At 71.9% G+C, this 17,697-nt stretch carries 13 protein-coding genes; 8 read left to right on the forward strand and 5 right to left on the reverse strand.

Translation table 11 applies throughout. The annotated features are described in order from the left end of the window. Positions 1 to 62 precede the first annotated feature (62 nt). Positions 63 to 1,604, reverse strand: coding sequence for a methyl-accepting chemotaxis protein (locus EOINJALH_RS29815; protein ID WP_144290225.1), 1,542 nt, complete (start codon positions 1,602 to 1,604; stop codon positions 63 to 65). A 226-nt stretch (positions 1,605 to 1,830) separates the two neighbouring features. Here EOINJALH_RS29815 and EOINJALH_RS29820 point away from each other — a divergent pair, with 226 nt between their 5' ends. Together EOINJALH_RS29820 and EOINJALH_RS29825 are read left to right on the forward strand one after the other, a co-directional pair. Further along, positions 1,831 to 2,193 carry a response regulator transcription factor gene (locus tag EOINJALH_RS29820; RefSeq protein WP_088287143.1) on the forward strand — a complete coding sequence of 121 codons (363 nt, stop codon included), beginning with the start codon at positions 1,831 to 1,833 and terminating at the stop codon, positions 2,191 to 2,193. Positions 2,194 to 2,206: 13 nt separating this feature from the next. Next, a complete protein-coding gene (locus EOINJALH_RS29825; RefSeq protein WP_088287145.1) occupies positions 2,207 to 4,402 on the forward strand; it encodes a CHASE domain-containing protein in 2,196 nt (731 codons plus the stop codon). Positions 4,403 to 4,416: 14 nt separating this feature from the next. On the opposite strand, the gene EOINJALH_RS29830 is transcribed toward EOINJALH_RS29825, so the two are convergent. The 3 genes from EOINJALH_RS29830 to EOINJALH_RS29840 all read right to left on the reverse strand — a co-directional run bounded on the left by EOINJALH_RS29830 (position 4,417) and on the right by EOINJALH_RS29840 (position 10,369). Then, on the reverse strand, positions 4,417 to 5,619 hold the full coding sequence (locus tag EOINJALH_RS29830) for an ammonium transporter (protein WP_088287147.1): 1,203 nt from the start codon (positions 5,617 to 5,619) through the stop codon (positions 4,417 to 4,419). Between the two features lie 364 nt (positions 5,620 to 5,983). Beyond that, positions 5,984 to 7,564: an MFS transporter gene (locus EOINJALH_RS29835; RefSeq protein ID WP_088287149.1), complete on the reverse strand. Its 1,581-nt coding sequence runs from the start codon at positions 7,562 to 7,564 to the stop codon at positions 5,984 to 5,986. Between the two features lie 69 nt (positions 7,565 to 7,633). Next, complete coding sequence (locus EOINJALH_RS29840; RefSeq protein WP_088287151.1) at positions 7,634 to 10,369, reverse strand: hybrid sensor histidine kinase/response regulator; 2,736 nt, start codon at positions 10,367 to 10,369, stop codon at positions 7,634 to 7,636. A gap of 120 nt (positions 10,370 to 10,489) precedes the next feature. On the opposite strand from EOINJALH_RS29840, the gene EOINJALH_RS29845 reads away from it, so the two are divergent. Then, complete coding sequence (locus EOINJALH_RS29845) at positions 10,490 to 12,169, forward strand: phosphoethanolamine transferase (protein ID WP_088287153.1); 1,680 nt, start codon at positions 10,490 to 10,492, stop codon at positions 12,167 to 12,169. A gap of 87 nt (positions 12,170 to 12,256) precedes the next feature. Here the strand turns inward: EOINJALH_RS29845 and EOINJALH_RS29850 are convergent, their stop codons facing one another. Next, a complete protein-coding gene (locus EOINJALH_RS29850) occupies positions 12,257 to 12,475 on the reverse strand; it encodes a hypothetical protein (RefSeq protein WP_088287155.1) in 219 nt (72 codons plus the stop codon). 105 nt (positions 12,476 to 12,580) lie between these two features. Here EOINJALH_RS29850 and EOINJALH_RS29855 point away from each other — a divergent pair, with 105 nt between their 5' ends. From EOINJALH_RS29855 to EOINJALH_RS29875, 5 genes are all read left to right on the forward strand, one after another. Then, positions 12,581 to 13,348, forward strand: coding sequence for a 2OG-Fe dioxygenase family protein (locus EOINJALH_RS29855; RefSeq protein ID WP_088287157.1), 768 nt, complete (start codon positions 12,581 to 12,583; stop codon positions 13,346 to 13,348). A gap of 89 nt (positions 13,349 to 13,437) precedes the next feature. Continuing rightward, entirely contained in the window at positions 13,438 to 13,797 is a 360-nt protein-coding gene (locus tag EOINJALH_RS29860; protein WP_088287159.1) for a YXWGXW repeat-containing protein, read from the forward strand. Between the two features lie 61 nt (positions 13,798 to 13,858). Next, complete coding sequence (locus EOINJALH_RS29865) at positions 13,859 to 14,839, forward strand: threo-3-hydroxy-L-aspartate ammonia-lyase (protein WP_088287208.1); 981 nt, start codon at positions 13,859 to 13,861, stop codon at positions 14,837 to 14,839. Between the two features lie 72 nt (positions 14,840 to 14,911). Further along, the gene (locus EOINJALH_RS29870) at positions 14,912 to 16,435 is read left to right on the forward strand and encodes a S10 family peptidase (RefSeq protein WP_088287161.1); all 1,524 of its coding nucleotides are present in this window, start codon (positions 14,912 to 14,914) and stop codon (positions 16,433 to 16,435) included. Positions 16,436 to 16,446: 11 nt separating this feature from the next. Next, positions 16,447 to 17,535 carry a 6-phosphofructokinase gene (locus EOINJALH_RS29875; RefSeq protein ID WP_088287163.1) on the forward strand — a complete coding sequence of 363 codons (1,089 nt, stop codon included), beginning with the start codon at positions 16,447 to 16,449 and terminating at the stop codon, positions 17,533 to 17,535. Positions 17,536 to 17,697 lie beyond the last annotated feature (162 nt).

Genomic DNA, 17,697 nt, shown 5'->3' on the forward strand with positions numbered 1-17,697 from the left:
AGATTAGCGCATGGGTCGCCCGCGTCGGCTCGGGACTGGCCCGAGGCCGACCCCTGCCTGTGTCAGAAGAAGGTGACCGTCTCGGACGACGCGGGCGATGCCGCCGCGGGGGCACTGGGGGCCACCCGTGCCGGCGCGCGGGCCGCCACAGGCACCGGGGCGGGGGCGGGCACGGCCGGCGGCGGCACGAGGGCATCGCCGTCGCCCAGCCTGAAGGCGCCGAGCACCTGCTCGAGCTGTGAACCCTGGTCGAGGAGGTGTTCGGCAATGCTTTGCGTGGTCTCGGCCATCGTCACGTTCTGGCGGGTCAGCTCGTCGAGTTCCATCACCGACCGCGTGACGGCGTCGATGCTGCCGGCATGCTCGCTGGTGTCGGCCGACAGGCTGGCGAAGACCTCGCCCACCTTCGACACCGAGTCGACCAGTTCCTTGATGCGCGCGTCGGCAACGCGGACCAGCTCGGTGCCGTCGCGCACGGTGGCCATGGAGGCGTTGATCAGCGTCTTCACCTCGCCGGCCGCCTGCGAGGCCCGAAGGGCCAGATTGCGCACTTCGGCCGCCACCACGGCAAAGCCGCGGCCCTGTTCGCCGGCCCGCGCCGCCTCCACCGCCGCGTTGAGCGCGAGGATGTTGGTCTGGAAGGCGATGCCGTCGATGACCCCGACGATGTCGGTGATCTTGCGCGAGGAGGCGTCGATGTCGTGCATGCGCTGCGACACCTGCGCGAACGATTCGGCACCGGCCTGCGCCTGGCTGGAGGCACTCTCGGCCATCACCCGCGCCTCCATCGCCGCGTGCGCGCTGGCCTGCACGATGGTGGTGATCTGCTCCAGCGTCATCGCGGCGTCGCGCAGGCCGGTGGCGCTGCGCTCGGTGCGCTCCTTGAGCTGCTCGCTGCCGGACTGCAGCACCCGCGAATCGGACTGCACGCCCGAGGCCGCCGTGCGCACCTGGCGCAGCACGCCGGCCATGCGCTCCTGCACCTGCTTGAGCCGCTGGCCCATCGCCGACTCGGCGCGCACCACGTCGAAATTCAAACGGATGGCCCCCTGTGCGCCCATCGCGCGCACCAGGAACTCGATGTCGAAGCGCTCGCGCATGCCCTGCTTGGCCGCCGCGGCGGTCTGCGCGAGCACGACGATCTGCACGCACAGCAAGCCCAGCATGCCGTAATCCACCGCGGCCAGCGGCGCGGCGGTCGGCGGCCAGCCCAGCAGTTGCGAGAGGAAGGGCTGCACCAGCAGCGCGGCGCCACCGGCCAGCACCGCCAACGGGCTGTGCAGTTGCGGCATCACGCTCATGGCCAGCATGGCGTCGATGACGCCCAGGCCGCGCACCGGGTTCAGTTGCATCGGCACGGCGGCCATCAGCACCAGTGCGGCCGCCGTGCCGGGCACGGCCAGGCCGCCGGCGCGGCGGCTGTGCTGGCAGTACAGGCCGAACAGCGCCGCCACCACCAGCGTCGCCGCAGCGACCGTGAAGTGCGGTGAGGACCAGCACAGCGCCAGGGCGATCGCGGCCTGCATCACCAGCGCCACGGGCAGCAGCGGCAGGCGCAGGCCGGGCGCACCGGCAGCGGGAGAGGGATCGGGGGAGTGAGCCATGGGAAAGGAATCTATCCGCGGCGCCGACCGCGAAAGCCGAGAGAAGCGGCGCATTGGCCCCGGTGTTCGGCCCGACACGGCCCGGGGTCCGGCCTAGAGTGACCCTCGTTCGTCGGTCCCGACGCCAGGCCCCACACCGGCCGGGCGTCCGCCGATCCCCGACCGTGACCGGCCGCCACCAGGCGACAGACCGCGGGCGGCTCGCAACCTCTGTCCCAACGCCACCATGAAGCAGATCCTCATCGTCGAAGACCAGGCCGACATCCGCGAGCTCATCCGCATGACGCTCGAGATGGGCGGATTCGAAGTGCACGAGGCGGCGGACGGCGACGCCGCGCTGCTGATGATCGACCGCATGACGCCCGACCTGATGCTGCTGGACGTGATGATGCCCGGCACGATCGACGGCCTGGGGGTGTGCCGCCGCGTCAAGGCCAGCGCCCGCCACCGGCGCACGAAGGTGGTGATGCTGTCGGCGCGCGACCAGCCCGGCGATCGCCAGGCCGGGCGCCAGGCCGGCGCCGACGAGTACCTGACCAAGCCCTTCAGCCCGCGCCAGCTGCTGCAGGTGGTGGAGCGCGCCATCTGAGCACGGCCTGGCCGTGGAAGTCATCGAGCACCACGCCGCCGGCAAGGCAAACGCCGAGCCGCCGGCCGAGCCCCAGAGCGGCCTGAGCCGACTGCTGCAGCGCCCGTCCGCGGCCGGCGCGATCCTGGCCTGCGCGATGTTGCTGAGCCTGGCCACCTGGTGGGTGGCGCAGGACTATGCGCGCCGCGAGGAGCGCCGCCACTTCGAGCACCAGGCCGACGAACTGCACGAGCGCATCGCCGACCGCATGGACACCTACGAGACGCTGCTGCGCGGCGGCGTGGCGCTGTTCGCCGGGTCGGGCGACGTCACGCGCGACGACTGGCGCAGCTTCGTCCAATCGCTGGGACCGCGGCAGCACTACCCCGGCATCCAGGGCATGGGCGTGGCCCGGCGCATGGACGATGCCATCCTTCCCGCCCAGGTGCAGCGCCTGCGCGAGCAGGGCCTGCACGACTACACGGTGCGCCCCCCAGGCCCTCGGGCCGTCTACGGGCCGATCATCTACCTGGAACCCCAGGACGCCCTCAACCAGCGGGCCCTGGGCTTCGACATGACCACCGAATCCAACCGGCGCGAGGCGATGGAACGGGCGCGCGACACCAGCCGCGCTGCGCTGTCGGGCCCCGTGCGGCTGGTGCAGGAGGTAGGCAGCGTGCCTCAGGTCGGCTTCCTGCTGTACCTGCCGCTGTACCGCGACATCGGCGGCCACTACCAGGACAGCGGCACGGCCGATTCGCTGTGGGGCTGGGTCTATGCCCCGTTCCGCGCCGGGGACCTGATGGAAGGCATCCTCGGCAAGAGCGACCCCGGCCTGGGCCTCACCATCGAAGACATGGGCCGTGGCCCCGGCACGGCGACCGTGCTGTTCCACCGCCCCCTGCCGGGAAATCCCGGCCGCGGTGCCCAGCGCACGCGAGCCCGCGAGCTGCAGTTTGCCGGCCGCGAGTGGCGGGTCACGTACCAGGGCGCGCACAACGGGCTGTTCTCCGCCGACATGGTGTCGGCGGCGGCGGCGGCGCTGGGCCTGGTCATCAACCTGGCGCTGTACCGAACGATCCAATGGCTGTCGCGACGCCGCCAGGACGCCGAGGACGCCGTCGCCGACGGCAAGGAACAGTTGCGCGCGCGTCACCGCTGGCTGGACGCCCTGAGCGGGCTGTCGCCCGACGGCGCGCTGGTGTTCGAACGCGACCGCGCGGGCGACTTCCGCCTGGTCTTCACCAACCCGGCATTCAGCCTGCTGTTCGGGCTGCGGCCCGACGACCTGCTGGGCCTGAGTGAGCCGGCCGTCGACGAATGGCTGCAGGGCCTGGCCGCCGAGGGCGGCGCGATGCCCACGCTGGACGGCCATGCCGCCCAGCTGAGGCTGGTCGGCCCGCCGCTGCGCGAACTGCAGCGCACCTGCCGCGAGGACGGCGTGCAGCGGGTGTACTACTTTCGCGACATGACGCGCGAATCAGAGGTCGACCGCCTGAAGAGCGAGTTCATCACCACCGCCGCTCACGAGCTGCGAACGCCGCTGGCCAGCGTCTACGGCTATGCCGAACTGCTGGCCACCGGCGCCCTGCCCCCGGCGCGGCGCGACAAGGCCGCCGAGGTGGTGTACCGCCAGGCCGGTGTGCTGAAGCACCTGGTGACCGAGCTGATGGACCTGGCCCGGCTGGATGCCCGCGGCGGCAACGATTTCGACCGTGCGCCGCACCGCCTCGGCGAGGTGCTGGAATCGGCGATCGAGTCGCTGGCCGACCCGCTGGGGCCGCCGCGCATCACGCTGGTGGCCCCGGCCGAGGACCTGTGGGCCGACATCGACGCGCCCAAGGTCCACCAGGTGGTGGTGAACCTGCTGTCCAACGCGTTCAAGTACTCGGCGGCCGGCACCCCGGTGACCGTGACGCTGCGCCGCGCGGCGTCCACCGAGCGGTCGATGGCCGAGGTCGAGGTGGCCGACCAGGGCATGGGCATGACGCCCGACCAGTGCGCTCACGCCTTCGAGCGCTTCTACCGCGCCGACCCCTCGGGCCACGTGCTGGGCGCCGGGCTCGGGCTGGCCATCGCCAAGGAGATCGTCGAACTGCACGGCGGCTGCATCGACCTGCGCAGCCAGCCCGGCGTGGGCACGACGGTGACGCTGAGCGTGCCGCTGGCGCCGGCGCCAACGACGGCCGCGGTGGTGGCGGCAGAGTCGGCGGACCTTGCCGTGCTGTGACGGCCGGCCGGGGCCTACCAGCTGACCTCGCGGTCGGGCGTGGCGCCGATCTTGTGGATCGACAGGTCGGCACCCTCGAACTCTTCTTCCGCCGACAGCCGCAGACCCATCGTGGCCTTGAGCACGCCGTAGACCGCGAAGCCACCGGCCAGCGCCCAGGCCACGCCGAGCAGCGTGCCGATGAACTGTGCCCCGAAGGTGACACCGCCCAGGCCGCCCAGCGCCTGGCTGCCGAAGATGCCGCAGGCCAGTCCACCCCAGGCGCCGCACAGGCCGTGCAAGGGCCACACGCCGAGCACGTCGTCGACCTTCCACTTGTTCTGCGTCAGCGTGAACATCGCGACGAAGATGGCACCGGCCACGCCGCCCACCACCAGGGCGCCGGCCGGGTGCATCACGTCCGAGCCCGCGCACACCGCCACCAGCCCGGCCAGCGGGCCGTTGTAGGCAAAGCCGGGGTCGTTCTTGCCCATCAGCACGGCCACCAGCGTGCCGCCCACCATCGCCATCAGCGAGTTCACCGCCACCAGGCCCGAGATCTTGTCGATGGTCTGCGCGCTCATCACGTTGAAGCCGAACCAGCCCACCGCCAGCACCCAGGCGCCCAGCGCCAGGAACGGGATCGACGACGGCGGGTGCGCGCTGATGCCGCCGTCCTTGCGGTAGCGGTTGGCGCGGGCGCCGAGCAGCAGCACGGCGGTCAACCCGATCCAGCCGCCCACGGCGTGCACGACCACGCTGCCGGCGAAATCGTGGAACTCGGCGCCGGTGGTGGCCTTGATCCAGGCCTGGATGCCGAACTTCTGGTTCCACACGATGCCCTCGAACACCGGGTAGATCAGGCCCACCAGCACCGCCGTGGCGATGAGCTGCGGCCCGAAGCGCGCCCGCTCGGCGATGCCGCCCGAGACGATGGCCGGGATGGCCGCCGCGAAGGTGAGCAGGAAGAAGAACTTGACCAGCTCGTAGCCGTTCTTGGCGGCCAGGGCTTCGGCGCCGGTGAAGAAGCTCACGCCATAGGCCACGCTGTAGCCGACGAAGAAGTAGGCAATGGTCGACACCGCGAAATCGACCAGGATCTTGACCAGCGCATTGACCTGGTTCTTCTTGCGCACCGTGCCCAGTTCGAGGAAGGCAAAGCCCGAGTGCATCGCCAGCACCATGATGGCGCCGAGCAAGATGAACAGGGCGTCGGTGCCCTGCTTGACCTGATCCATGGGAGTCTCCAACGGGTTGTTCGCGCCGCATCGGGGCATGAACGCACCAGAGCAGGCCAGAAACGCACCACTGGCAGCAAGTTGTGTGCCTTTGTTGGTGCAGTGGTTTTGCACCATGACAGATCAAAGATGTCGCCGGGTCGCATCACTATGGTGCGCGATGCACTGATTCGAGTGGCGGCGCCGTCCGGGAGCCGCGCGGATATCTCGGAGCTTCGGCGCCTGCAGGCGCCGAGAGCCTTCGCCAGGCACGAGCCAGCACGCAGGTGCTGTCTCGTGTCCGGGCCCGAGCTTCGGCGCTTGCAGGCGCCGAGAGCCTTCGCCAGGCACGAGCCAGCACGCAGGTGCTGTCTCGTGTCCGGGCTCAGCGCTCGGCGATGTAGTGCTGCATGGTCACTGGCACGCCCTCGACGACGTGGCGGCGCACCTCGGCCTCGAGCTCCTGGTCGGCCAGCGTGGCGCGGGCGCGCTGGTGCAGGTAGTCGGCCCAGCTGGTGACGATGAAGCGTTCGACGAAGCGCGTGGGATCGCCCAGGTCGCGGTAGACGCGCCAGAAGGTGGCCCCGTCGCGGCGCCGCGGCGCGCGCAGCTGCTCGATCGCCGACAGGAAGGCCGGCGCGTCCTCGGCGGCGATGCGGTAGTGCAGTTCCACCGCCACCGGGCCGTCCTCGTGCGCGGGCACGTGGGCGATCAGCAGGTCCTCGAACGGCACCGCCTGCGTCACCTCGGGCGCGCCGCCCATGCGCAACGGAAAGCGCCGGGCCAGCAGCATGCCGGCCAGCATCAGCGCCGCGGCCAGGCACAGTGCCATCGGCAGCCCGGCCACGCCGGCCACTGCGCCCCAGAAGGCCGAGCCGATGGCGAACGAGCCCAGCGCGCTGAGCACGTGCAGCGCCGTGGCGCGCGAGCGCACCCAGGGCGGCGCGCTGGTCTGGGTGGCGGTGTTGAAGGTGGACATCACCGCCATCCAGGCCGCGCCGCCGGCGGTCAGCGCCAGGTACACCGGCAGCGCCCAGCGCGACAGCGCGGCCACCAGCATCACCACCGCGAAGACCACGCAGCTGCCGGCCACCAGCGGCTCGAGCCCGACACGGTGGCGCAGCGGCCCGATCACCAGGCCGACGGCCACCGCCCCGGTGCCCAGGCAGCCCATCAGCAGGCCGAAGCCTTCAGCGCCCAGGCCGAGGCGCTGCTGGCCAATGGCGGGCAGCAGCGCCCACAGGGCCGAGCCGGCGCCGCTGTAGGCCGCCGTGCGCACCAGTTGCGCCAGGATGGTCTCGGAGTGCCAGGCGTAGCGCAGGCCGGCCAGGGTGCCGCCCCACAGCCGTTCGGCGGGCAGGCGGCTGGGCGGGTGCGGCCTGGGCGGCCAGCGGTGCACCGCGGCCATCATCACGCCGGTGCCGGCCACCGCCAGCGCGAAGACCCAGCCGCCGCCGACCCAGGCGTAGATGAAGCCGGCCAGCGCCGGGCCCAGCGCCCGGGCGGCGTTGTAGGCGATGCTCATGGCCACGATGGCCTGCGGCAGCTCCTCACGCGGCAGGATCTCGCCGACGGTGGAGTTCCAGGCCGGCGACAGCATCGCCGTGCAGCAGCCGGCGACGAAGGTCAGGAACAGGATCGTGCCGCCGCCGGCCACGCCGGTCAGCAGCAGCACGGCCAGCAGCGTCACCGCCACGGCCTGCGTGGCCAGCGAGGCCAGCAGCAGGTGGCGCCGGTCGGTGGTGTCGGCCAGCACGCCGGCCGGCAGCGACAGCAGGAACATCGGCAGGAACACCGCCGTCTGCACCAGCGCCGCCAGGAAGGTGGACCCGGTGCGCTCCACCATCAGCCACGCCGCCGCCATGGTCTGCATGGCGTTGCCGATGAAGTAGATGCCGCTGGCGCCCCAGAACCCGCGGAAGGTGTCGTGGCGCAGCGCCTTCCAGATCGAGGGCGAGGCGCTCATCGAGAGGGCGCGGTCGGGCGATGCAGTCGGGCGATGGTCATCGGGTTCTGGACCGCCGACAAGCCCGCGTCATGGCGCCGGTGCCGGGCCGAACTGCGCGTCCAGCTCGGCCATGAACGCGGCGAAGTCGAGCGGCTTGGTCCAGTAGGCGTCGAAGCCGGCCTCGAGTGCGCGCTGGATGTCGGCCGGCATGGCGTTGGCCGACAGCGCCACGCAGCGGATGCCGTCCATCACCCGCTCGGCGCGCAGGCGGCGCAGCACCTCGATGCCGTCGATGTCGGGCAGTTGCATGTCCACCAGCACCAGGTCGGGGCGGGTCTGCAGCGCCAGGGCCACGCCGCTGTGGCCGTCGGTGGCCCCATGGAAGGCCAGGTCGGCACGGCGGCCGATCAGTTCGCCGACGATCAGCATGTTGACCGCGTTGTCCTCGATGTACAGCACGCCTCGCGCGCGCGGCGACGGCGGCTGCGCCGGCGCGGCCGGCGGCAGCGCCGCGGCACCGCTGCCCGGCAGCGGTGCATCGGCCGCGGCCAGCCGCACCTCGAAGCACGACCCCACGCCGGGCTGGCTGGACACCTGCACCGTGCCGCCCATGTGCAGCACCGCGGCGCGCATGATGGCCAGCCCGATGCCGGTGCCCTCGATGCCTTCGCCGGCCACGCCCAGGCGGTTGAAAGGCTCAAACAAGTGGCGCAATTGTTCCTCCGTCATGCCACGGCCGGTGTCGCGCACGCGCAGCACCACCTGCGGCCCTTCGGCTCCGGATTCGACGCTGACGCGGCCACCGCGGCGGTTGTATTTGACGGCATTGCTCAGCAGGTTGATCAGCACCTGGCGAAGGCGCGTGGGATCGGCGTGCACGGTGTGGGCCAGCGCGTCGGTGCACAGCGTGACGCCATGCCGCACGGCCAGGTTCTCCACCAGCGGCAGCACCTCGGCCACGACCGCGTCCAGTGGCAGTGCACTGAGCTGCAGCGGCAGCTCGCCGGATTCGAGGCTGGACAGGTCGAGCACCTCGTTGATCAGCTCCAGCAGGTGCTCGCCGGCCGACTGGATGTGGCGCACACGCTGCCGCGCGGTGTCGGCGTCGATGCGCTCGCCATCGACCATCAGCAACTGTGCAAAGCCGAGCACGGCGTTCAGCGGCGTGCGCAGCTCATGGCTCATGCGCGCCAGGAACTGCGACTTGGCCTGGCTTTCGCGCCGGGCCAGCAGCTTCTCCTGGCGCTCGGCGGCGGCGGCGCGCACATCGGTCACGTCCCAATTGATGCCGATGCGGCGCAGCGGGCCACCGGGCTCGTCGCGCATCGCGGTGGAGCGCGACGCCAGCCAGCGCACCCGGCCGTCGGGCCAGACGACGCGGAACTCGTAGTTCGCCGTCTCGCCCTCGGCCAGCGGCAGGGCAATGGTGCGGTCGATGGGGTCGCGGTCGTCGGGGTGCAGGTGCCGCAACGAGTCTTCGCGGCGGATCGGCACCGGTGCGGGCTCGAGCCCGCGCAGTCGGAACATCTGTTCGTCCCACCAGACGAAGTCGTGCTCGAGCGACAGCTCCCAGGTGCCGATGCCGGCGCCCCGGGTGGCCAGGGCGATGCGTTCGTCGGCCTCGCGCAGCCGTGCCTCGGCGGCATGGCGCTCGGTGACATCGAGCATCACGCCGTGCAGCATCTGCCGACCATCGGTGGTTTCGACCGAGGTGCGCGAGGCCACGCGCCGCTCGGTGCCGTCGGTGCGGCGGATGCGGAAATCGAGGTCGAGCAGGCCGCTGCGCCGCCGGATCAGCATGTTCATGCCGTCGGCGACGGCCGAGCGGTCCTCGGGATGGACGTGCTGTGCCAGGTAGGTGGCCAGATCGGGCACCGGCTGGCCGGCGATGGCGCCATGCAGGCGGCGCATCTGGGCGTCCCAGTGCACTTCGGTGCCGGTGGTCTGGTGGCTCCAGATGGCCACGCCGGCGGCAGACGTGGCCATCTCGAGGCGGCGCGCCAGTTCGGACGTGCGCTGCGTCTGCTCGAAACGCTCGGACAGGTCGAGCGACACGCCCAGCAGGGCCGCGGTCTTGCCGTCCGGTCCGCGCTGGGCCACGGTGCGCGTCAGCACGTAGCGCCAGCGGCCGTCGCTGCGAAGGTAGCGGGCGCCGATGTCCACCGGCCCGCGCTGCACCGAGGCCTGGCGCGACAAGCGCAGCACCTCGCCCAGGTCGTCGGGGTGGATGCGCTCTCGCACCGCCTGTGACGTCAGGCCTTCGGGCCGTGCATCGAGCCCCAGCACCGCCCAGCCCTGGGCATTGACCTCGACCCAGTGCGTGGCCAGGTCGTGACGCCACACCGTGATGCCCGCCAGGTCGACCGCCAGGCGCAGCTGCGCCTGCACGTCCTCGACCTGCACCGACCGCGGCAGGGCCCCGTCGGGACGCTCCACCGGGTGCGGGGCGGGGGGCCAGACGACGGTCGGGGCGCTGGGCTGCAGCGTGAAGACCCGCGCATGGCCATCGTGGCAGCGCATGCCGATCGCCCCGCACAGCGGCCGGCCCCCGCGCGTGAGGCCTTCCAGGGCCATGCCCGAGAACGGCTCGGCCCGGCGGGCCAGTTGCACCCAGGCCTGGGCCATGGGGTCGCGAAGGCCCAGCACCTCGGTGAGCGGCAGGCCGACCGCGCCATCGGCCGACCAACCCGTGCACTGCAGGAAGGCCTGGTTGGCCACCAGCAACCGGCCCTGCGCATCGGTCACGGCCACGGCGACGTCCAGCCACTCGTAGGCGGAGGCGTCGGGTGCAGGTGCTGCCTTGGGCAAGGGCGCAGGAGGCATCGCATCGCTCGTCAGGGCCGCACCGGGCAGGATGGCCCGCCCGCGGCGGGGACTCGACCGCAACGGCCGCGCCGGCAGTCTAGCGGTTCACGCGGACGGGCTAGACTGCGCCGCCCTGTCATGAGCCGATTGTTCCGCACCTTGTCACGACCTGGACTGTCCGCCGGCGCCTCGGCTGCCGGTCCGTCGCTGCCCACCGATGCGCTGGTGCTGCTGGTCTGCGTCTGGTTCGCGGCCACCGGCAACGGCGCCTTCTGGCGCGGCTGGCTCGACGGCCGCGCCCTGGCCGAGCCCGGCACCTGGGGGACGGTGGCTGCCGTGGGCCTGGTGCTGGTGGCCCTGCAGTTCATGCTGATCGCGCCGTTCGCCAACCGCTGGACGGTGCGGCCATTGCTGGCGCTGCTGGTTCTGGTCGCTGCATTTGCTGGCTATTACATCGACCGCTTCGGCATCGTCATCGACACCAGCATGCTGCGCAACGTGCTGCGCACCGACGTGAAGGAGGCCCGCGAGCTGTTCGCCTGGGCCCTGTTGCCGCACCTGCTGCTGCATGCCGTGCCGCCGTTGTGGCTGCTGTGGCGGGTGCAGCCGAGGCGGCGGCCGCTGGCGGCCTCGTGGTGGCGCCGCGTGCTGGCCTGGCTGGCCGTGGCGGCCATCGGCACCGCCGCGCTGCTCAGCGTGTTCCAGGATGCCGCGGCCACCATGCGCAACCAGAAGGCGCTGCGCTTCCTGGTCACGCCGGCCAACGTGGCCTGGTCGCTGGCCGTGGTGCTGGGCCAGGACACGCGCACGGCCACCCGCCCGCGCGAGGCCATCGGACTGGATGCCAGCCGTGGCCCGCGCGCCTCGGCCCCGGGCCGCCGGCCGATGCGCGTGGTGCTGGTGCTCGGCGAGACGGCGCGCGCCGCCAACTGGGGACTCAACGGCTACGCGCGCCAGACCACGCCCCGGCTGGCGGCGCTGCCCGACGTGATCCCGTTCGCACAGGTCACCAGCTGCGGCACCAACACCGAGGTGTCGGTGCCCTGCCTCTTCTCACCCTGGGGCCGGCGCCAGTACGACGAGGCGCGCATCCGTGGCAGCCAGACGCTGCTGCATGTGCTGCACCGGGCCGGCGTGCAGGTGTTCTGGCGCGACAACCAGAGCGGCTGCAAGGGGGTGTGCGACGGCCTGCCCAACGAGACGGTGAGCGCGGCCACCGCGCCCGGCTTCTGCGACGGCGAACGCTGCTTCGACGAAGGGCTGCTGCAGGGGCTGGACGCGCGGCTGTCGAGCCTGCCCGCCGGCGACCAGTTCGTGGTGCTGCACCAGCTCGGCAACCATGGCCCGGCCTATGACCGCCGCTACCCCGACGCCTTCCGACGCTTCGTGCCGGTGTGCGACACCGCCGACCTGCGGCGCTGCAGCCGCGAGCAGATCGTCAACGCCTACGACAACGCGCTGCTCTACACCGACCACGTGCTGGCGCAGGCGATCGAGTGGCTGCGCCGGGCCAGCGCCAGCCACGACACCGTGCTGCTGTACGTGTCCGACCACGGTGAATCGCTCGGCGAGAACGGCCTTTACCTGCACGGACTGCCGTATGCGCTGGCGCCCGACGAGCAGACGCGGGTGCCGATGCTGGTGTGGTTCTCGGACGCGTTCGCCACGGGCCAGCACCTGGACCTGGCCTGCGTGCGCCAGCGCGCGGCGAAGCCGGCGTCGCACGACCACCTGTTCCACAGCGTGCTGGGCCTGCTCGACGTGAGCACGCGCCTGCACGACCCGGCGATGGACCTCTTCGGCGCTTGCCGGCGGTGAGGGGGGGCGCCTCGGCACAGCCACCACGCCGCCGCCAAAACGGATTCCCCGCGGCCCGGGGCCGCGATGCCGCAGGGCGGCGCGGGCTCAGGCTGCGGCGCTGCCCAGCAGGCGCTGCGCCAGCCGGTGCAAGACCGTCGACCGGGTGGCCAGCGCCAGCACGAGGCATTGCCGACCGTAGTCGGCGTCTCGTTGCAGGCGGGCGACGTCGATGCGGTGGCCTTCGCTGGCCATCAGCCACTTGAAGTCGACGAAATCGACCAGCTGCGGCACCTGAATCTCGGGGTGAAATGCAATCGTGTTCATATCGCTGACCAGACCTTAACGAGCCAGGACTTCGCGAGGCTGACACCGCTGACAGAAAATACTTTCCACGGGAATCGACCGAATTTCGACCAACTTGACCTGTCCATGACCCTGACTCCCCCCCTGACGGCCCTGGCCGTGCTCGATGACCGCCTGGAGGCGACCGGCAGCGCCGTGCTCGAGGCCGACGCCTTGTCCCGGCTGGCCGACGTGCCCCCCACCACCTGGGCCCGCTGGCTGCCGATGTGGGATGACCTGCCGCCCGACACCTGCCTGCGCGACGGCGGTCGTTATCGGCGCCGCCGCCATGGCTGCTTCGTCGTCTCGCCCGGGGCCGGGCCGGCCACCAGCCGCCTGGCCGCCGTCCCCCACAGGGCACACTGGCAGCCGGTTGAATACAACGCATTGCACGGTGGCATCGAACGTTGGTTCGAGCCCCTACCCCAGGCCCTGGCGCAAGACCCGGACTGGGCCCGACTGCTGGTCGCGCTGGCCGACCGCGCGGCGCGCCTGCGCCACGATCCGCAGGCGCGCTGGGCCGTCGAGGCGCATCCCTTCCGCATCGACACCACCGACGGCATCGGCCGCCCCACACCCGAAGGCGCCCACCGCGACGGGGTCGACCTGGTGGTGGTGATCCTGGTCTCGCGAGTGGGTATCAAGGGCGGCGAGACCCGTGTCTTCGATGCCCTGGGGCCGCAAGGCATGCGCTTCACCCTGGGCGAACCCTGGAGTGCCCTGTTGCTCGACGACGAGCGGGTGATCCACGAGACCACGCCGATCCAGCCGCTCGACGCCACCGGGGGCCACCGAGACACCCTGGTGCTGACCTTCCGCCGCCACGGCTTCCAGGGCCCGGCGGCCGGCATGTAAAGCCCCTGTAAAACCGGTCCGCCGCGGTCGGCCGGGCGGGCGCACCGGGGCGTTGAGTCGGCATCGCCACGTCCACGACGGAGGTCCGCATGCCCTCACCCACCCTGCACCGTCGCCGCGCCACCCTGGTGCTGGCCGGGGGCCTCGCGCTGGCCCTGGCCGGCTGCGTCGTCGCACCGGTCGGCGGCACCCCGTACGGCGGCGGCTACCCGGCCGCCGGCGAAGTGGTCGACACGCCGCCGCCCGCGCCGCAGTACGAGCTTGTCGGTGTCGCCCCGGTGGCCGGCCACCTGTGGCTGGGCGGCTACTGGGGCTGGCGCGGCGGCCGCTATCACTGGGTGCCAGGTCAATGGGCCGCGCCGCGGCACGGCCACGCCTGGGTGCCGCACGGCTGGGGCCGGGTCGGCAGGGGCTGGCGATTCAACCCGGGGTACTGGCGGCGGCACTGACCCCGGCCCGCTGCGCGGGCCTGTCCCGATGGCCATGCCCTCGAGCCGGTATGCTCTCGGCATGACCGAACTCGCGATCACTTTCGACGACGTGCTGTCGGCGGCAGAACGCCTGAAGGGCGTGGCCCACCGCACGCCGGTGCTCACCTCGCGCCACCTCGACGAGCGCACCGGCGCTCGGGTCTTCTTCAAGGCCGAACACCTGCAGCGCAGCGGCGCCTTCAAGTTCCGTGGCGCGTACAGCACGCTGTCGCGCCTGACACCCGAGCAGCGCCAGCGCGGCGTCGTCGGCTTCAGCTCGGGCAACCACGCGCAGGCGGTGGCATTGGCCGCGCAACTGCTGGACATGCCCTCGGTGCTGGTGATGCCGCGCGACGCGCCGGCGGCCAAGCTGGCCGCCACCCGCGGCTACCAGGGCCGGCGCCCCGGCAGCGAGGTGGTGCTCTACGACCGCCTCACCGAAGACCGCGCCGCGCTGTGCGCCCGCATCGCCGCCGAACGCGGCGCCACCGTCGTGCCGCCCTACGACCACCCGGACGTGATGGCCGGCCAGGGCACCGCCGCGCTCGAACTCATCGAGCAGGCCGGCCCGCTGGACGCGCTGCTGGTGTGCGTGGGCGGCGGCGGCCTGATCTCGGGCTGCGCCGTCGCGGCCACGCACCTGCTGCCCGGCATCGCCGTGCACGGCGTCGAACCCGAAGCCGGCAACGACACCCAGCAGAGCCTGGCCGCTGGCCGCCTGGTGTCGATCGCGGTGCCGCAGACCATCGCCGACGGTGCGCAGACCACCTCCAGCGGTGCGCTCACTTTCCCTGTCATCCAGCGCCTGGTGCGCAGCATCGTCACCGTCACCGACGCGCAGCTCGTGGCCACGATGCGCACCCTGGCCGGACGGATGAAGCAGGTGGTCGAGCCCACGGGGTGCCTGGCCGCTGCCGCGCTGCTCGAGGGCGTGCTCGACCTGCGCGGTGCCCGTGTCGGCGTCGTGCTCTCGGGCGGCAATGTCGACCTGGCGCGCCTGGCGCAGTTCTTCGCCGATTGACGTTTGTATCGTCGGCCACGCAGCCTGCTCTGTCGAACTCGCCCTTCACTGCCCACCCGGACCGCCCACCCGATGACCGACACCGTTCGACCTGCCTCCGCACCCGCGACCAAACCCGACGACGCTGCACGGCGACAGCGCGAGAAGGTCGAGGAATTGCTCACTCGCGCTCCGGTGCACAGCACCGGCTCGGTCCGTCTCGACGGTGGCCAGTCACTCGACTACGCGGTGCGAGCCGCGTTCGTGCCGGTGGCCAAGGCCGGCTTCGGCGCCGACCGCGGCGAGCCCCAGGCCGCCGTGTTCACCATCGCCTACACCGTGGCACCCACCGGGCCGGCACCGCGGCCGGTGTGCTTCGCCTTCAACGGCGGGCCCGGCTCGTCGTCGGTGTGGCTGCACCTGGGCGCCCTGGGGCCGAAGCGCGTGCCCATCCTCGACGACGGCTCGATGCCGCGCTCGCCCTACCAGCTGGTCGACAACCCGCTCACCTGGCTGGTGCACTTCGACCTGGTCTTCGTCGACCCGCCGCACACCGGCTATTCGATCACCGCCAGCGACGAGGCACGCAAGAGCATGCTGTCGGTGGACGGCGACGTCGACGCGCTGGCCGAGGTGATGCGCGCCTGGCTGGCCGCCAACGGCCGCTTCGGCGCGCCGCTGTACCTGGCCGGCGAAAGCTACGGCACCACCCGCGGCGCGGCGCTGGCCGACAAGCTGCTCGACATGGGCATGGCGCTGGATGGGCTCATCCTCGTGTCGTGCGCGATGGACCTGCAGTCGCTCGTCTTCGCGCCCCGCAACGACCTGCCCTTTGCGCTGTTCCTGCCCGGCTACGCCAACACGGCGCAGTACCACGGCCTGCTCAGCGGGCCGCTGGGCACCTCGTCGCAGGCCGCGCGTGAGGCGGCCGAGGCCTTCGTGGCCGAGGAGTACCTGGCGGCGCTGCACCTGGGCGCCCGACTCGACGGCGCGCGGCGCCAGCGCGTCGCCCGGCGCATGGCCGAGCTCACCGGGCTGCCGCTGCAACTGATCGAGGAGCAGAACCTGCGCATCAGCGACCAGTGCTTCTTCACCGAGGCACTGCGCTCGCGCGGGCGCCTCGTCGGGCGGCTCGAGTCGCGCTGCACCGGGCCGGCCGCTGCCAGCCGCAGCGGGCAATGGGAGTTCGACCCCGGCATCGACGCGCTGAATGCGCCCTACACCGCGTCGGCGCTGGCCTACTACGCCTCGCTGGGCATCCCCGCCGATGCGCGCTACGAGGTGATGAACATGGACGTCAACAAGGCCTGGACGTGGCTGCGTGGCGAAGGCAAGGGCATGGGCGAGGCCAACGGCTTCACCTGCACCAGCACCGACCTGTCGCGCGCGCTGCGGCGCCACCCGCACCTGCGCGTGTTCGCGGCCAGCGGGCGCTACGACCTGGGCACGCCCTACTCCGCCAGCGACTGGTCGCTGGCTCAGCTCGATGCACCGGCCGACGTGCTGTCGCGCGTCACGCACCGCTACTACGATGCCGGGCACATGTTCTACACCCGGGCCCAGGACTTGCGACAATTCTCCGACGACCTGTCGTCCTGGCTCACCCTCATCGATTGAGACCACCTCCCATGCACATCGGCATCCTCACCGGCGGCGGCGACTGCCCCGGCCTGAACGCGGTCATCCGGGCCGTGACGCTGGCGCTGATCAACGAATGCGGCGCCCGCGTCACCGGCATCGAACGCGGCTTCCTCGGCCTGATGACGCGGCAGGTGCGCCCGCTCGACGTCGACGCGGTGGCCGGCATCCTGGCCCAGGGCGGCACCATCCTGGGCACGCACAACAAGTGCGATCCGTTCCACTATTTCGGCGCCGGCGGCGCCGACAAATCGGGCGACGCGATGGACTGCGTGCGCGAGCTGGGGCTCGATGCGCTGGTGGCCATCGGCGGCGACGGCACCATGGCCATCGCGCACCGCTTCGAGGCGCTGGGGCTGCCGGTGGTGGGCGTGCCCAAGACCATCGACAACGACCTGTGCCACACCGACCGCAGTTTCGGCTTCGACAGCGCCGTGGCCGTGGTGGCCGAGGCGCTGGACCGGCTCGAGACCACCGCCCGCAGCCATGGCCGCGTGATGATCGCCGAGACCATGGGCCGCTACGCCGGCTGGATCGCGCTCGAGGGCGGCATGGCCGGTGCGGCCGACGTGATCCTGTTGCCAGAGCAGCCCTTCCAGCTCGAGGTGGTGGCCGAGCGCTGCCGGGCGCGCGAGAACCGCGAGGGCTACACGCTCATCTGCATCGCCGAGGGCGCCCGCGCCGAAGGCCAGGGCATGACGGTGGCCGCCACGCTGGCCGACAGCCCCGATCCGGTGCGCCTGGGCGGCGTCGGTGCCCTGCTGCAGCACCAGTTGCAGCCCTTGATCCGCAGCGAGGTGCGTGCCACCCTGCTCGGCCACGTGCAGCGCGGGGGATCGCCCACCCCCTTCGACCGCGTGCTGGCCACCCGGTTCGGCTACCACGCCGCCCAGCTGGTGCGGCGCGGCGAGTACGGCCGCATGGTCACCCTGACGGGCAGCGACATTGCCAGCGTGCCGCTGGTGGACGTGGCCGGGCGCACCCGTTCGGTGCCGGTCGACCACCCGCTGCTGGCGGCCGCCACCGGGCTGGGCGTGTCGCTCGGCGTGTCGTCGCCCGGCACCGCCGCGGCGTTGTGAGACCCTGTCCACGCCGAGCGCTTGGCCGAGGATTGTTCACGCCCCTGAAAGTTCCCCTGCATTTCTACCGATGCCAGGGCCGCAGCGTTGGCGTAAGGTCAAGTCGTCGTTGCGTTGGATGACGCTCACGCGAGATCCAGGCAGCGGCGCCAGCGATGAGGA

The organism is Ideonella sp. A 288 (assembly GCF_002198735.1).
Lineage (GTDB): Bacteria > Pseudomonadota > Gammaproteobacteria > Burkholderiales > Burkholderiaceae_C > Pseudaquabacterium.

Excerpts from the sequence above, each read along its gene's own strand:
- EOINJALH_RS29875 (WP_088287163.1), top strand. The coding sequence starts at position 16,447 with ATGCACATCGGCATCCTCACCGGCGGCGGCGACTGCCCCGGCCTGAAC.
- EOINJALH_RS29820 (WP_088287143.1), top strand. The coding sequence starts at position 1,831 with ATGAAGCAGATCCTCATCGTCGAAGACCAGGCCGACATCCGCGAGCTC.
- EOINJALH_RS29865 (WP_088287208.1), top strand. The coding sequence starts at position 13,859 with ATGACCGAACTCGCGATCACTTTCGACGACGTGCTGTCGGCGGCAGAA.
- EOINJALH_RS29855 (WP_088287157.1), top strand. The coding sequence starts at position 12,581 with ATGACCCTGACTCCCCCCCTGACGGCCCTGGCCGTGCTCGATGACCGC.
- EOINJALH_RS29835 (WP_088287149.1), bottom strand. The coding sequence starts at position 7,564 with ATGAGCGCCTCGCCCTCGATCTGGAAGGCGCTGCGCCACGACACCTTC.
- EOINJALH_RS29845 (WP_088287153.1), top strand. The coding sequence starts at position 10,490 with ATGAGCCGATTGTTCCGCACCTTGTCACGACCTGGACTGTCCGCCGGC.
- EOINJALH_RS29870 (WP_088287161.1), top strand. The coding sequence starts at position 14,912 with ATGACCGACACCGTTCGACCTGCCTCCGCACCCGCGACCAAACCCGAC.
- EOINJALH_RS29840 (WP_088287151.1), bottom strand. The coding sequence starts at position 10,369 with ATGCCTCCTGCGCCCTTGCCCAAGGCAGCACCTGCACCCGACGCCTCC.
- EOINJALH_RS29850 (WP_088287155.1), bottom strand. The coding sequence starts at position 12,475 with ATGAACACGATTGCATTTCACCCCGAGATTCAGGTGCCGCAGCTGGTC.
- EOINJALH_RS29830 (WP_088287147.1), bottom strand. The coding sequence starts at position 5,619 with ATGGATCAGGTCAAGCAGGGCACCGACGCCCTGTTCATCTTGCTCGGC.
- EOINJALH_RS29860 (WP_088287159.1), top strand. The coding sequence starts at position 13,438 with ATGCCCTCACCCACCCTGCACCGTCGCCGCGCCACCCTGGTGCTGGCC.
- EOINJALH_RS29815 (WP_144290225.1), bottom strand. The coding sequence starts at position 1,604 with ATGGCTCACTCCCCCGATCCCTCTCCCGCTGCCGGTGCGCCCGGCCTG.